19 protein-coding genes are annotated in these 13,980 nt (G+C 68.5%); 14 read left to right on the top strand and 5 right to left on the bottom strand.

The window, feature by feature from the left end; genetic code table 11:
* The first annotated feature begins 186 nt into the window (after positions 1-186).
* Positions 187-657, top strand: a complete 471-nt coding sequence (locus EV647_RS11710; protein ID WP_134002061.1) for a hypothetical protein — start codon at positions 187-189, stop codon at positions 655-657.
* On the opposite strand, the gene EV647_RS11715 is transcribed toward EV647_RS11710, so the two are convergent.
* A complete protein-coding gene (locus EV647_RS11715) occupies positions 658-1,038 on the bottom strand; it encodes a VOC family protein (protein WP_134002063.1) in 381 nt (126 codons plus the stop codon).
* A 66-nt stretch (positions 1,039-1,104) separates the two neighbouring features.
* On the opposite strand from EV647_RS11715, the gene EV647_RS11720 reads away from it, so the two are divergent.
* Positions 1,105-1,479, top strand: a complete 375-nt coding sequence (locus EV647_RS11720; RefSeq protein ID WP_131337233.1) for a hypothetical protein — start codon at positions 1,105-1,107, stop codon at positions 1,477-1,479.
* Here EV647_RS11720 and EV647_RS11725 read toward each other — a convergent pair.
* Positions 1,460-2,413, bottom strand: coding sequence for a phosphotransferase (locus EV647_RS11725; RefSeq protein ID WP_134002065.1), 954 nt, complete (start codon positions 2,411-2,413; stop codon positions 1,460-1,462). The two genes, EV647_RS11720 and EV647_RS11725, sit on opposite strands and share 20 nt — an antisense overlap.
* A gap of 20 nt (positions 2,414-2,433) precedes the next feature.
* Between EV647_RS11725 and EV647_RS11730 the strand changes: the two genes are divergently transcribed.
* Entirely contained in the window at positions 2,434-3,276 is an 843-nt protein-coding gene (locus EV647_RS11730; RefSeq protein WP_134002067.1) for a DUF72 domain-containing protein, read from the top strand.
* A gap of 19 nt (positions 3,277-3,295) precedes the next feature.
* On the top strand, positions 3,296-3,754 hold the full coding sequence (locus EV647_RS11735; RefSeq protein ID WP_134002069.1) for a hypothetical protein: 459 nt from the start codon (positions 3,296-3,298) through the stop codon (positions 3,752-3,754).
* 11 nt (positions 3,755-3,765) lie between these two features.
* Here EV647_RS11735 and EV647_RS11740 read toward each other — a convergent pair whose 3' ends face one another.
* On the bottom strand, positions 3,766-4,266 hold the full coding sequence (locus EV647_RS11740) for a methylated-DNA--[protein]-cysteine S-methyltransferase (RefSeq protein WP_134002071.1): 501 nt from the start codon (positions 4,264-4,266) through the stop codon (positions 3,766-3,768).
* Positions 4,267-4,303: 37 nt separating this feature from the next.
* Positions 4,304-5,143: a carbon-nitrogen hydrolase family protein gene (locus tag EV647_RS11745; RefSeq protein WP_134002073.1), complete on the bottom strand. Its 840-nt coding sequence runs from the start codon at positions 5,141-5,143 to the stop codon at positions 4,304-4,306.
* 400 nt (positions 5,144-5,543) lie between these two features.
* Here EV647_RS11745 and fgd point away from each other — a divergent pair, with 400 nt between their 5' ends.
* The 3 genes from fgd to EV647_RS11760 are packed head-to-tail and all read left to right on the top strand — an operon-like array spanning position 5,544 to position 7,743.
* Positions 5,544-6,548 (top strand): glucose-6-phosphate dehydrogenase (coenzyme-F420), encoded by a 1,005-nt coding sequence (gene fgd / locus EV647_RS11750; RefSeq protein ID WP_134002075.1) that lies wholly within the window; start codon positions 5,544-5,546, stop codon positions 6,546-6,548.
* A gap of 10 nt (positions 6,549-6,558) precedes the next feature.
* The gene (locus EV647_RS11755) at positions 6,559-7,134 is read left to right on the top strand and encodes a GNAT family N-acetyltransferase (protein WP_134002077.1); all 576 of its coding nucleotides are present in this window, start codon (positions 6,559-6,561) and stop codon (positions 7,132-7,134) included.
* Positions 7,135-7,161: 27 nt separating this feature from the next.
* Positions 7,162-7,743 carry a GNAT family N-acetyltransferase gene (locus tag EV647_RS11760; protein WP_134002079.1) on the top strand — a complete coding sequence of 194 codons (582 nt, stop codon included), beginning with the start codon at positions 7,162-7,164 and terminating at the stop codon, positions 7,741-7,743.
* A 278-nt stretch (positions 7,744-8,021) separates the two neighbouring features.
* On the opposite strand, the gene EV647_RS11765 is transcribed toward EV647_RS11760, so the two are convergent.
* A complete protein-coding gene (locus EV647_RS11765; RefSeq protein ID WP_134002081.1) occupies positions 8,022-8,783 on the bottom strand; it encodes an IclR family transcriptional regulator in 762 nt (253 codons plus the stop codon).
* A 113-nt stretch (positions 8,784-8,896) separates the two neighbouring features.
* Here EV647_RS11765 and EV647_RS11770 point away from each other — a divergent pair, with 113 nt between their 5' ends.
* From EV647_RS11770 to EV647_RS11800, 7 genes are all read left to right on the top strand, one after another.
* The gene (locus EV647_RS11770) at positions 8,897-10,102 is read left to right on the top strand and encodes an aldolase/citrate lyase family protein (protein WP_134002083.1); all 1,206 of its coding nucleotides are present in this window, start codon (positions 8,897-8,899) and stop codon (positions 10,100-10,102) included.
* Between the two features lie 9 nt (positions 10,103-10,111).
* Positions 10,112-10,351, top strand: coding sequence for a hypothetical protein (locus EV647_RS11775; protein WP_134002085.1), 240 nt, complete (start codon positions 10,112-10,114; stop codon positions 10,349-10,351).
* On the top strand, positions 10,344-10,718 hold the full coding sequence (locus tag EV647_RS11780) for a helix-turn-helix domain-containing protein (protein WP_134002087.1): 375 nt from the start codon (positions 10,344-10,346) through the stop codon (positions 10,716-10,718). The genes EV647_RS11775 and EV647_RS11780 overlap by 8 nt, the downstream gene beginning before the upstream one ends.
* 86 nt (positions 10,719-10,804) lie before the next feature.
* Positions 10,805-11,296: a 2-oxo-4-hydroxy-4-carboxy-5-ureidoimidazoline decarboxylase gene (gene uraD, locus EV647_RS11785; protein ID WP_134002089.1), complete on the top strand. Its 492-nt coding sequence runs from the start codon at positions 10,805-10,807 to the stop codon at positions 11,294-11,296.
* Entirely contained in the window at positions 11,293-11,610 is a 318-nt protein-coding gene (uraH, locus tag EV647_RS11790; RefSeq protein WP_134002091.1) for a hydroxyisourate hydrolase, read from the top strand. The genes uraD and uraH overlap by 4 nt, the downstream gene beginning before the upstream one ends.
* 6 nt (positions 11,611-11,616) lie before the next feature.
* Positions 11,617-12,522 (top strand): factor-independent urate hydroxylase, encoded by a 906-nt coding sequence (gene pucL / locus EV647_RS11795; protein ID WP_134002092.1) that lies wholly within the window; start codon positions 11,617-11,619, stop codon positions 12,520-12,522.
* Positions 12,519-13,862, top strand: a complete 1,344-nt coding sequence (locus EV647_RS11800; RefSeq protein ID WP_202876144.1) for an 8-oxoguanine deaminase — start codon at positions 12,519-12,521, stop codon at positions 13,860-13,862. Before pucL ends, EV647_RS11800 begins: the two co-directional genes overlap by 4 nt.
* The last annotated feature ends 118 nt before the right edge of the window (positions 13,863-13,980 follow it).

Consider the following 13,980-nt stretch of genomic DNA (forward strand, 5'->3'; position numbering starts at 1 on the left):
TAAACCTGACAAGCCGACGGGTCAACGGCGAGGCAGAATCTGCAGGGTGGAGTTGTTCCTGCGGTATCAGAGCCCGGTGCCGGATCGGCGTGGGCGGCGGATCGGGGTTTTCGGGTTGTGGCTGCGGCCCAAGCTGTCATGAGGTTGGTGTATCTGACGGGGTCCTCCGGGGTTGGGAAGACGGCCGTGGGTGAGGAGCTGCGGCGGCGGGGGTTTGCTGTGTACGACGTTGACGCGGACGGCCTGGCGCGGTGGTTCGAGAACGGGACGGGGGTGGAGGTGCGGATGCCGCCGTACCGCGACGACGCCTGGTTCGCCTCGAACACATACCGGTTGCCGGTCGAGACCGTGCGGCGCGTCGCGGACGAGGTCGGCGACGGGGTCGCGTTCATCTGCGGGACGGTGGGAAACGACAACGAGATCTGGGACTTGTTCGACACGGTCATCAGCCTCAGCCTCGGCGCCGAGACGTTGCGCGGCCGGCTCGTGGGTCGACGTGGCGCCTTCGGATCGAGCGGCCCGGAGCTGGAACGCGTACTCGCGTGGCACGCCCAGGTAGACGCCGACAACAGCCGGTACGGCGCCCTGCTGGTCAACGCGAACGCCCCAATCCCCGAAGTCGCAGACCGCGTACTCGACGCGCTCGGCATTCGCTGACTACTCCGGGACCCAGCAGAGGCAGAACGGGTGGCCTGCTGGGTCGGCGTAGACCTGTACGCCGCGGGCGGCCGAGGCATCGTCGGCGGGTTTCAGGAGGCGGGCGCCGAGGGCGAGCGCTCGATCGTGTGCGGCGGCATGGGCCTCGACGCCTTCGAAGTAGAAGTCGAGGTGGATCTGCTGCGGCGTGCCGTCCGGCCAGTCCGGTGGCACGTGGTCGGGGGCGTGCTGAACCCCGACCGCCCAGCCGCCGTCGACCCAGATCGCGTGCCGGCGGTTGCTCCACCTGTCGACGGTGCCGTCGAGGAACGTGGCCCAGAAGCTGCTCTCGGCCTCGATGTCGGCGGCGTCGAAGACGATCATCCGGTGCTTGATGTCCATCCGGGCAGTCTGGTGCACCCGCCGGGTGGGGTGAAGTGGGCTGGTGGATCACTTACCGTGATCCTCATGGCGTTTGGTGCGAAGGGGAGCAAGGGGGAGTCGTTCCTTGCGGTGGTGGTTGGTGGTGGGGCGGCGTTCGGGCTGGTAGTGCTCACGTCGCGGGCGTGGAAGGCGTGTCACGTCGACGTCACCGGGAGCGTGCCGAACGGGCTGACGTTGCTGTTCCTCGGCGTACCGATCGCGCTGATCGTCAACCTGGTGCTGTTCACCCTCGTCTTCCGGTACGCCGGGAAGGCGTTCCTGTTCTCGCTGATCGCCGCCGCCATCGCGATCGCGATCGCCGACCTCGCCCTGTTCTCCTGGCAAGGCACCCCGGCCGCCTCACCCGGCACCTGCCCCGGCAACGTCCCGCCGTGGTGGCCTACGTGGATCCCGACCTGAGCAACCGCAGTAGGGCGGCGGCGCGTTCTGGGTCGCCGATGTGGGCTGCTGTGGGGAACAGGCGGGCCCAGGAGCCGGCGCGGGTCAGCTGACTGAGGCGCCGGGCGAGCTCGGCCGCGCGGCGGAGGTCGGGCAACGTGTGACCCGTCCATCCTTCGAGGTACGCGTCCTCCAACCGCGCCATCACCTCAGGACCGTGCTCCTCGGCGGCACGATCCAGCGCGACGAGCAGGCTGCAGAACGGATGCCCGACGTTCGCGTCACCCCAATCGAAGAACGTGTACCGCCCAGCCCCCGCCACCAGGATCTGACCGTCATGCAGATCGGCATGGTCCAGCGAATCCGGTACGCCGATCGCCGCCAGCTCCTCGCACCACTCGACCAACCGCGGCCGGATCAACCGCAACCGTTCACGATCCGCCGCATCCAATGTCTCGTTCCCGGCGACGGCCTCGTCGAAGACCCTCGGCAGTCCCGAAACCCGAGCATCAGGTACGCCGAGACGCAGCAGCTCCTCGGCCCGCGGTACGAGCGCCCGCTGCAGGTCGGCGTACTGCGTCAACGCCTCCGCCCACTCACGCGGCCCGGCCCCCTGACCGCGCAGCACCGGCCCGCCGGACGGCAGCAGCGACCACCCGCGCTGGGCGTCGACGGCGTACGGCGTGAGGACGTGCTCGGGCGCCCACCGCGACAGTGCCTCGCCCAGCCCGGCCTCGAACGCGCTGCCGGGCGAGGCCGCCTTGAACCACACCGGGTCCGCCGCCTCGATCCGGACGATCACCGACCACGGCCGGACCCTCGCTTGACGCGGGCCGGTCTCGCGGATGCCGAGCTCGGCGAGTCGCGCCTCCAGCCAGCCGAGCGCCGCCGCACGCCACGACGGATCCTCCCAAGGCGTCAACGCGTCCGGGTACGCGCCGCGGTTGATGTCCATGCCGGGACCATAATCGAGAGATGACACGCTGGCCGGACTCCCAGTACCGAGTAGGGATCTCGGGCTGGCGCTACCCGCCGTGGCGGAAGGTCTACTACCCCGACGGGCTGCCACAACGCGCCGAACTCGAGTACGCGTCGTCCCGGCTCAACTCGATCGAGCTGAACGGCTCGTTCTACTCCCTCCAGCGCCCGACGTCGTACCAGCGCTGGTACGACGAGACGCCCGAGGGTTTTGTCTTCTCGGTCAAGGGCCCGCGGTTCGTCACACACCTCAAGCGACTCGCCGACGTGGACGCGCCGTTGGCGAACTTCTTCGCGTCCGGAGTTCTTGCGCTAGGCAACAAACTCGGGCCGGTGCTGTGGCAGCTGCCGCCCAACTTCCAGTACGACGCCGACCGCTGTGCGAGCTTCTTCGCCCAGCTACCCCGGACCACAGCCGAAGCGGCCGAGGTCGCCAAACGCCACGACGAGCGGATGAAGGGCCGCGCACTGCTCGAGCCGAGAGCCGAGGGACCGCTGCGGCACGCGATCGAAGTACGTCATGACAGCTTCAAGAGCAAGGAATTCATCGAGCTCTGCCGCGAGCACGACATCGCGCTGGTGTGTGCGGACACCGCCGGCAAGTGGCCGATGTTCGGCGACGTCACCGCGGACTTCGCGTACGTCCGGCTGCACGGCGCCGAGGAGCTGTACGTCAGCGGGTACGACGACAAGGCGCTCGGCCGCTGGGCGCGCAAGATCCGCTCCTGGAAGTGCGCCACCTACGTGTACTTCGACAACGACGCCAAGGTGCACGCGCCGTACGACGCCGAGCGGCTGGCCGATCGCCTCGGAATCAGTTCGGCCGCCGACGAAGGGTGACGGCCTTACTGTCGGCCACATGACACAGAATCCAGCAGAACTCGTCGAGCAAGCCGTCGAACGGTGCCTCAAGCTGATCGTCACCTGGCCGGCCTGGGACGGCGAGCCGCGGACGTCCGACCACGACCGCGTCTTCACCCCGCACAAGGCGGTTCGCCGGATCGCCGACCACCTGATCGATCACCTGGCCGAGGTCGAGGCGCTACTGGCCGGCGTACCGACGCAGCCTGACGAGTGGCACGCGAGCGCACTCACCTCCGCCGCGGACCTCGCGCCGTTCACCGAGGAGGACGTCCGCGAGGCCGAGCAGCGACTGCAACGCCTCGGACGGACCTTTGTGCTGCGGTACGCGGCCCTCGACCCGGCCGAGTGGGACAAGGACCGCACCCCCAACTGGACCCTCCGCCAGATCGCCGAACATCTGACTGAACTCGACTGGTACGCGGCCCAGGTCGGCGACCTGTCACAAAAGGACTAGTTACAAAGCAACTAGAACAGTCGAGCGCCGACCGGCTCCTCCAGGTCGAGGAGGAACTGCTTCCGCTTCAACCCGCCGGCGTACCCGGTGAGCGACCCGTTCTTCCCGATCACCCGATGGCACGGGACGACGATCGACAACGGGTTCTGGCCGACCGCCTTCCCCACCGCCTGCGCTGCGTGGGCCGGCTCGCCGAGGCGCGCCGCGAGCTCGCCGTACGTCGTGGTCTCGCCGTACGGGATCTCCTCGAGCACCGACCAGACCCGGCGCTGGAACTCGTCACCGATGAGCCGCGTCGGCAACTCGAAGGTCACCCGCGAGCCGGCGAAGTACTCCTCCAACTGCTCGACGACGACCGCGATGAGCGGGTCGGACGCCTCGACCCGCTCACCCAGCGTCTCCGCCGTCGGCTTCACCCAGTGGTGCGGAAAGTAGACGCCGACCAGCACGTCCTCCGACACCACCACCGTGAGCTCCCCGATCCGGGTACTGACCACCGCGTGCCTGTTCATGCCTATGGAACGCGCCAGCCCCCGAACCTGTGAGGACTTACGACCCGATGCGCTCCCGTGTACGACGACGGAAGTCACGTCCGACCTGCGTCGTCTCGTCGTGGTGCACATCGGCCACCGCAAGTGCCGGCGATCCATCCAGTGGCGCCTGCGCTACCCACTCGCCCCGGGGATCGACAACGCCCGCCGCCAGCCCCGCCTCGGGGTTCGCCGGTACGGCGAGGCTGATCCAGGACGTGTTGTTCACCGCGCACCCACGCGCCTGCACCGCGATGTGGTCATGTCCCGAGACGCGGTGGGTCGCGTAGGACACCAGGACGCCGTCGGCGCCGAGCTCGTCGTACTCCACGAACAGCTCCGGGAACAGCACATCCAGTCCGAGCGCGAGCCCGAACCGGAACCCGTCGACGTCGAACGTCACCGGCTGCTTCCCGGCCGTGTACATCCACGTCACCTTGGTCGTGGACAGTGTGCGCTCGTCGTACCGGGCGACAACCTTTCCCTCGTCGGACACGACGTACATGCTGTTGTGCGGGCGCCCCTCCGGCAGTTGGTGCACCGAGGGGATCACCACCCAGATCCCGAGCTCCCGCGCGAGTGCGTTGATCTGGTCGAGCTCGGACTGCAGCACCGACCACTGTGCCTTGGTCCAATCGGAGGCGCCGACCTCGTCCGGGCCGAGCGACGACATGATGTGCTTGCTCGGGAAGCAGATCGCGCCCTCGGTGAAGTGCACCAGGCGGGCACCGGCCGCAGCCGCCTGCCTCATGAAGTCGCGGAGTTCGGCGCCGCCTGCACGCAGTTCGTCGGCATTCGTCGGGTCGTGGCGCATCGTCGACTGGACGACGGCGAACCGCAGTGTGGTTTCTTCCGGCATGTCTGGTTCTCCTTGGGGAGTCGGACGGAAGTGCCGGAGGGCAGCCGTGTAGGACTCGCCGGTTTTCGCGGCGCGGGCTCGTACCCGTTGCTTGAAGTTCCTGTGCGCTGTCATCTGGCCTTCCACGCACTCGCACGCGATCCCCCAGCGATCCCGTCGAGGCGGCAGACCAGGACGAGCGGCCCGAGACAGGAAGTCCCTTTGCCTTCTCGGTGTGACCGCGCTGGGGGCGGTCGACGAAGGTGAGGCGCGGGCCGCGCCGGGCCAACATCCTCTCCGAGCCACGCGGCCGGAGTCAATCAGGCTCTCCGAGTCAGCGCCGGCGACCTCGGGCGGCATAAAGTCGGACCTGGGCGCGGTTGTCTTCCGGAGTACGCGCAGACGACGTTTGGAGCAGAGGGTGAGCATTCGGGTCGGGTACAAGGCTTCGGCGGAGCAGTTCGGGCCGCGGGATCTGGTGGAGTACTCCGTTCGGGCCGAGGAGCTCGGGCTCGACAGTGTGACCGTGTCGGACCACTTCCTGCCGTGGCGGCACGAGGGCGGCCATGCGCCGTTCGCGCTCGCCTGGCTGGCGGCGGTCGGTGAGCGGACCAACCGGGTGCTGCTCGGTACGTCGGTCTTGACGCCGACGTTCCGGTACAACCCGGCGGTGATCGCGCAGGCGTTCGCGACGCTCGGTGAGCTGTACCCGGACCGCGTCATGCTCGGCGTCGGCTCCGGCGAGGCGCTGAACGAGATCGCGGTGTCGGGAATGGAGTGGCCGGAGTTCAAGGAGCGGTTCGCCCGGCTCCGGGAGGCAGTCCAGCTGATCCGCGACCTGTGGACGAAGGACGGCGTCAGCGCCGAAGGGCCGTACTACAAGACCGTGGACGCGTTCATCTACGACCGTCCGGAAACCCCGCTGAAGGTGTACGTCGCCGCGGGCGGCCCGCTCGTCGCGCGGTACGCCGGCCGCGCCGGTGACGGGTTCATCGCGACGTCCGGCAAGGGGATGGAGCTCTACACGGAGCAGTTGATGCCCGCCGTACGCGAAGGGGCCGAGAAGGCCGGGAAGAAGTTCGAGGACGTCGACCGGATGCTCGAGGTCAAGCTCTCGTACGACCGCGACCCGGAGTTGGCGCTGGAGAACACCCGGTTCTGGGCGCCGCTGTCGCTGACCGCGGAGCAGAAGCACAGCGTGACGAGTGCGACCGAGATGGAGCGGCTCGCGGACGAACTGCCGATCGAGCAGGTCGCGAAGCGGTGGATCGTGGCGTCCGACCCGGAAGAGGTCGTGAAGCAGCTCCAGCCGTACCTGGACGCCGGCTTCAACCACTTCGTCGTACACGGTCCGGGGAACGACCAGGAGCGCTTCCTCACCCAGTTCACCGAGGATGTCCTTCCGCTGCTGCGCAAACTGGGCTGACAATCACCCCGTGGCCGAATACGAGATCGTTCAGGAAGGCGACCCGCGGTGCGCCGAGCTGGAGGCAGCCGGTTATCGCGTGGTCGCCGAGTCCTGGGCGGTCCGGCTGTTCGAACCGGACCGTGAGCTGCTGGAGTCCGCCGTACGCCGGGTGACCGCCGGCGGACTCACACTCCGCGAACTCGGGCCCGAGTCGGCCGCGGATCTGTACGCGCTGGAGAAGACGAACGAGGCGGACTATCCCAACACGCCCGCGACGCATCGCGTGGTCGGAGAGCTCGCCGACGTCGCCGGACTGTGGCCGGAGAATCGGGTCTTCGGCGCCTTCGACGGCAACCGGCTGGTCGGCGCGACGGTGATTCGCGAGAAGGACGGCTTCGGTGACACCGCCTTCACCTCGGTGCTCGCCACCCATCGCCGCCGCGGCGTCGCCCAGGCCGTCAAGGCCGCGTCGATCCTCGCCTTCCTCGACATCGGCATCACCCGCTTCAGCACCGGCGGAGCCGCCGCCAACCAAGCCAGCCTCCAGGCCAACCAGTCCCTCGGCTACCAACTGACCGAACAATGGCGGACCTACGCCCCCTGACCGCTGGCCGCGCACTAGCATCGCGGGATGCCTCTGCTTGTGGATGCGGTTCTGGCTCAGGGCGTGTTGCGAGATACGGCACAGCCGCGACTGGCGGTGGACGACGGGCTGGTGCTGCGACCGTGGCAGGGGCGGGACGCCGCCTCGGTGCGGACTGCGTTCGGCTGTCCCGACATTCAGCGCTGGCATGTCCGGCGGCTCGACACTCTCGAGGAGGCAGACGAGTGGATCGGGCAGTGGGTCGACTGCTGGGACGCTGAGACTGCGGCGAGCTGGGCGGTTGTCGATGGAGACGACGAACCGCTGGGTCAGGTCGGGCTGCGCGATATCTCTTTGGCCCAAGGGTCGGCCGCGCTGTCGTACTGGGTTACCCCTGCCGCCCGCGGACAAGCGGTCGCCGCGAGGTCGGTCGAGGCGCTGTCCGCTTGGGCGTTCGGGGCGATCGGGTTCAACCGGCTGAACATCCACCACTCCACGACCAACACCGCGTCGTGCCGAGTCGCCGCGCGTACCGGATACCGGCACGAGGGAACGCTGCGGCAGGCGATCATGCACGCCGACGGCTGGCACGACTGGCACATCCACGGCCGTCTCCACACCGACACCTGAGCACTCGGGCACGTACGACGCCGCCGCGGCAAGACGTCGTACGGTCGGGGGGTTGGGGAGCGCTGCGCACCTGAACCGACCAGCAGGAGTCCCCAGCCTCCGGAGTCCGACCCGCGCCGCACGAGCGGTGGTGTGTGATCAGGCGTCGACGATGTGCACTCTCAACAGGTAGAGCACCCCGAGACACCGTACGCACCCAGCGCCATCGCGCTCAGGTGCACTAGTACGCTGCCCGACACCACCTGTCCACGTGCGCACCACTACCGATGGACTGCGAGTTAGTGCAGGTCGTCGGAGAGGGACTTGGCGGCCTGGGTCAGGAGGGGGATGGCTTGTTCTACGAGGGACTCGGTCATGCGGCCGGCGGGGCCGGAGATGGAGATGGCCAGAGGGGTGGGGGCGTCGGGGACGGCTACCGCAACGCAGCGGACGCCGACTTCCTGTTCGCCTTCGTCGATCGCGTATCCGACGTCCGACGCCTGGTGGAGCTGGGCGGTGAAGACGTCGGGCGTGACGATCGTGTTGTCGGTGTGCTTGGGCATGCCGGTGCGGTGCAGGAGTTCGCGGACCTCGGCGTCGGGGAACTGGGCGAGGATCGCTTTGCCGACGGCAGTGCAGTGTGGGAGGACGCGTCGGCCGACCTCCGTGAACATGCGCATCGAGTGCCGCGACGGGACCTGCGCGAGGTACACGATCTGGTCGCCGTCGAGCATCGCCATATTGGCGGACTCGCCGAGCTCGTCGACGAGCCGGGCCAGATGCGGCCGGGCGAACACACTCAGCATGTGCGACGAACTCTCCCCGAGCCGGATCAGCTTCGGTCCGAGCACGTACTGCCGCGACGGCTCTTGACGCAGGTAGCCGAGGTCGACCAGGGTGCGAACCAGTCGGTGGATCGTCGGCAGCGGCAGGCCGGAGGCGGCGGCCAGCTGGGACAGGCCCATCATCCCGCCCGCGTCGGCCATCGTCTCGAGCAGCCCGAAGGCGCGCTCGATGGACTGCACGCTGCCGGTGCGTCCCTTGCCGTTCGTCTCCACCATGACAAACCACCTTTCCGGATCACGGAAGTTTAGCGCCAGATCTCGGAAGCTCGAATGGTTGTGTCTTCCGCAAAGTAGATATTAGTCTCCACAATACGGAAAAGGAGGCTGCAGTGAGCCTGGATGATCTGGTGACCGAGCTTGACCGGCGGCTGGCGGCCGCGGACGCGGCGCTGACCGCGGACTATCGCGGCGATCGCGGGGTCCGGCAGCCGGTCCATACGGTGTACGTTCCGGCCGATCGGTACGACGTACGCACGGTGGAGGACTGGGGTGCGCAGGCGCGCGCGGCCCTCGACGAGTACGGCGGATCCGCCGAGGAGCTCGCGAAGGTGCTGGATCTGCCGGACGACCTCGCGGGCGACGTGTACGACCGCGTGCGAGCCAAACTCGAGCGCGAGCCGATCGAGGACCTCCGTATCGACGTCGAGGACGGCTACGGCAACCGGCCGGACGACGAGGAGGACGCCGCGGCGATCGCGGCCGCCCAGGTGCTTGCGACCAACAAGCAGACGCCGTACCGAGGTCTGCGGATCAAGTCGCTGGAAGCGCCGACCAGGCGTCGCAGTGTGCGGACTCTCGGCCTCTTCCTCAAGCACCTGGGCGCGATCGACGACGGCTTCGTCATCACGCTCCCGAAGGTGACGTCGGTCGAGCAGGTCGAGGCGATGGTGCTCGTGCTGGAGACGCTCGAGCGCCAGTACGGCGTACCGCAGCTGAGGTTCGAGATCCAGGTCGAGACCCCGCAGGCGATCCTCGGCGCGGACGGCACCGCGCTGATCGCCCGGATGGTCAAGGCCGGCGGCGAGCGTGTCACCGGTCTGCACTACGGCACCTACGACTACTCCGCCTCGCTCGGTGTCGCGGCGGCGTACCAGAGCATGGAGCATCCGGTCGCCGACCACGCCAAGGACGTCATGCAGCTGGCCGCGGCCGGCACCGGCGTGTTCGTATCCGATGGATCGACCAACGTTCTCCCGGTCGGCGACGCGGTCCACGATGCCTGGCGCCTGCATTTCCGACTGGTACGTCGTTCGCTCGCACGCGGCATCTACCAGGGCTGGGACATGCACCCCGCCCAGCTCCCGACCCGCTTCGCGGCGACGTACCTGTTCTACCGGGAAGGCTTCGACCAGGCCGCCCGACGCCTGCGCGCGTACCTCGGTGAGGGCGAGTCCGGGTACCTCGACGAGCCCGCAACGGCCGCCGCTCTCGCCGGTTTCGTGCTGCGTGGCATCGAGTGCGGCGCGATCGAGACATCGGAGTTCGACGACAACGAGCTCGCCAGGCTGGCGCGTCGACCAGTCCCGGAGAGTTAGCCTCGCGGCATGCGACTGGTTGCGGAGTTCACCACGGAACCCTTCGATGTGGAGGGGGCGCCGCCCGCGCACGCCACGGAGGCGTTGCTGGCGGCGCAGGCGGCCGGGCTCGACTGCGAGTTCGGCCCGCTCGGTACGCAGGTCAGCGGCGAGCAGCATCTCCTGCTGCCGGCGCTCCCGAAGGTGCTCGAGGCGGCGTTCGCCGGCGGCGCGAGCCAGGTGACGTTGCAGGTACGGCGCGATGCCTGAACAGCACCCGCTGGTGCAGGCGATCGCCCCGCTCGTCGAGCGGCTGGACGCACAACTCGTCGACGCGGCGGAGGCCCGCGCGGACGACGTGACGCTCGAGTGGGACGGCAAGCCTGTGGTCGCCGTACGCCTATCCCCTGCAAAAGCGCCTGAAAAGCCAGAGGGTGGCGTGCAGAGTCTGCTGGCCGGTGTCGCCGAGGAGTTGGGTGGTCCGTTGCGCGACCTGTCGCGGCACGACAAGCAGCAAGCCGTCCTGCTGCTGGAGGCGCGCGGAGCCTTCGAGTACCGCAAGTCGGCCGAGATCGTCGCCGAGGCGCTCGGCGTCACGCGCTTCACCGTCTACAACTACCTGAACCGCGCCCGCTGATTTCAACAAACTGTTGACGGCGGGCGCGGCAGCTGCCACTCTCGTCATACGGAAAGTCGATTTCGGGATTCGAGAAGGTGTGATCCGTGGACCTGGAGGAGTTCAACTCCGCTCCGACCGACCGGCTGCGGCCGGCCCTGGCGGCCTGCTGCGACGTGCCCCGCTGGGTCGACGCGATCCTGGCCAAGCGGCCGTACGGCGATCTCGCGGCGCTGACCGCGGTCGCCGACCAGTCGCTGCGGGAGCTCGACGACAACGAGGTCGATCGCGCACTGCAGGCGCATCCGCGGATCGGTGACCGGCCGCAGGGCGCGAGCACCGAGGCCGCCTGGTCGCGGAACGAGCAGTCCGGTGTCGGTGCCGACGCCGGCGTCCGGCAGGAGCTTGCCGACGGCAACCGTCAGTACGAGGAGCGGTTCGGCCGGGTGTTCCTGATCTGCGCCACCGGGTTGTCGGCAGCGCAGATGCTGGACAGTCTGCGGACCCGTCTCACGCACGACGACGCGACCGAGGCAACCGTCGTACACGAAGAGCTGCGCAAGATCGCGCTGCTCCGGCTCAGCAAGGTGGTGGCATGAGTTCTCTGTCCACGCACATTCTCGACACCGCGCTGGGGCGACCGGCGCGGAACGTCCAGGTCCGGCTCTACCGGGGTGACGTGCTCGAAGCCACCGGTACGACGGACGACGACGGGCGGATCGGGGAGCTCGCGCCGGCGTTGGAGCACGGAACGTACCGGCTCTGGTTCGACGTCGCGGCGTACGCGGAATCCACCGGTCAGGACATCTTCTTTCCCGAGGTCTCCGTGACCTTCACGGTCGCCGACGAGCGGCACTACCACGTCCCGTTGCTGCTCAGCCCGTTCGCGTTTTCCACCTACCGAGGGAGCTGACCTCAGATGGCCATCCACCTGGGAGCCAACCAGTACGGCAAAGCCGAGAACCGCGTCGTCCGCATCTACCGCGACACGCCCCACCACCAGATCCGCGACCTGAACGTGTCGACCGCGTTGCGCGGCAACTTCGAGGACGCGCACACGACCGGCGACCAGTCCGACGTACTGCCGACCGACACACAGAAGAACACCGCGTTCGCCTTCGCCAAGGAGAAGGGCGTCGGGGCGATCGAGGACTACGCGCTGACGCTCGGCGCGCATTTCCTGGACGCGTCGCCGGCCGCGCAGGGCGCCCGGGTCGAGGTCGAGGAGTACGCCTGGGAGCGGATCCAGGTCGACGGCCAGGGGCACGACCACTCGTTCGTCCGGACCGGCGGCGGTGTGCGGAACACGGTCGTCAACGTGGAGGGCCGCGGCGCGGAGCGGAAGACTTACGTCGTGTCGGGGATCAGCGACCTCGTCGTACTGAAGTCGACCGGGTCGGAGTTCCACGGGTTCCTGAAGGACGAGTACACGACGCTGCCGGAGACGAACGACCGGATCCTGGCGACGTCGCTGGTCGCGCGGTGGCGCTACGACCACACCGAGGTCGACTGGGACAAGTCGTACGACGAGATCAAGGGACTGCTGCTCTCGCGATTCGCCACGATCCACAGTCTTGCGTTGCAGCAGACGTTGTACGGCATGGGCGAGGCGGTGCTCGAGCAGCACCCGGAAGTCGCCGAGATCAAGTTCTCGGCGCCGAACAAGCACCACTTCCTGGTCGACCTGTCGCCGTTCGGTGTCGAGAACCCCGGTGAGGTCTTCATCGCCGCCGATCGCCCGTACGGCCTGATCGAGGCGACCGTGACGCGCGACGACGCGAGCGACGCCGGCAGCGCGTGGCATGCCACGCCGGGATTCTGTTGAGCAGGATCGTGATCGAGGGTGCCTACGTGGCGACCCTCGATCCGGCCCGGCGTGAGTTCGTCGGGCATGTGGTTGTCGAGGGCAACCGTATCGCCGCGGTCGGTCCGGGATCGGCACCGACGTACGACGATGGCCGCGTGGTTGACGGTGGCGGCTGCCTGGTCACGCCGGGGTTCGTGAACACGCACCAGCACCTGTACCAATGGGTCACGCGCGGGCTCGCCGCGGACGCGACCCTCTTCGAGTGGCTGACGACGCTGTACCCGGTGTGGGCGCGGATCTCCGAGGAGACGGTGTACGTCGCGGCGCGAGCGGCGCTCGCCCAACTCGCGCGCACCGGATGCACGACTGTTGCCGATCACCACTATGTCTTCCCGCGTGACGGTGGCGACCTGCTCGCTGCGGAGATCGCCGCGGCGGGTGAGATCGGGCTGCGGTTCCATCCGGCCCGTGGGTCGATGGACCGCGGTCAGAAGGACGGCGGATTGCCGCCGGACTCCGTCGTCGAGAACCGCGACGAGATCCTCGCCGCGACCGAGGCCGCGATCGACCGCTGGCACGATCCGGCCCCCGATTCGATGCTGCAGATCGTGGTCGCGCCGTGCTCGCCGTTCAGCGTGAGCGGCGAACTGATGCGCGAGTCCGCGGAGCTCGCGCGACGGCGCGGAGTGCGGATGCACACTCATCTCGCCGAGACCACGGACGAGACGGACTGGTGCCGGGAGACGTTCAACTGCACACCTCTCGAGTACGCCGACCGCCTCGGATGGACCGGTCCGGACGTGTGGTTCGCACACGGGATCCACTTCGACGACGCGGAGATCAAGCACCTGGGCAGCACCGGCACCGGCGTCGCCCACTGCCCCAGCTCGAACGCCCGCCTCGGCGCCGGCATCGCCCGTACGGCGGACCTCCGGGCTGCCGGTTCTCCGGTCGGCCTGGGCGTGGACGGTGCCGCGAGCAACGAATCCGGGAGCCTGGTCGAGGAACTCCGCCACGCCCTGCTCTTCGCCCGCGCCCGCGGCGGCCCGCAAGCCCTGACCGTCCGCGCCGCCCTGGAGATGGCGACCCTGGACGGCGCCCGCATCCTGGGCCGCTCCAACGACATCGGCTCGATCGAACCCGGCAAACAAGCCGACCTGGCCGTGTGGAACCTCACCACCCTCCCGCACGCCGGCATCCCCGACCCGATCGCGGCCCTCACCCTCTCCACACCCCCACCCCTGACCCTCCTCCTGGCCAACGGCCGCCCCGTCGTACAACACGACGTACTCCAAACCGCCGACGAGACAACCCTCGCCACCGAGGTAGCCCGCACCCAAGCCGCCCTCGTCGGCTGACTCGTAACCCCCGCCGGGGACTGGGAACTAGCAATAGCCTGTTCCCAGTCCCCGGGGGTTATCCACAGTTGCACGATCGCCGGTCCGCGGGTCGTGTCAGACGTGCACCTTCTTGGGC

The organism is Kribbella sp. VKM Ac-2566 (genome assembly GCF_004366005.1).
Lineage (GTDB): Bacteria > Actinomycetota > Actinomycetes > Propionibacteriales > Kribbellaceae > Kribbella > Kribbella pratensis.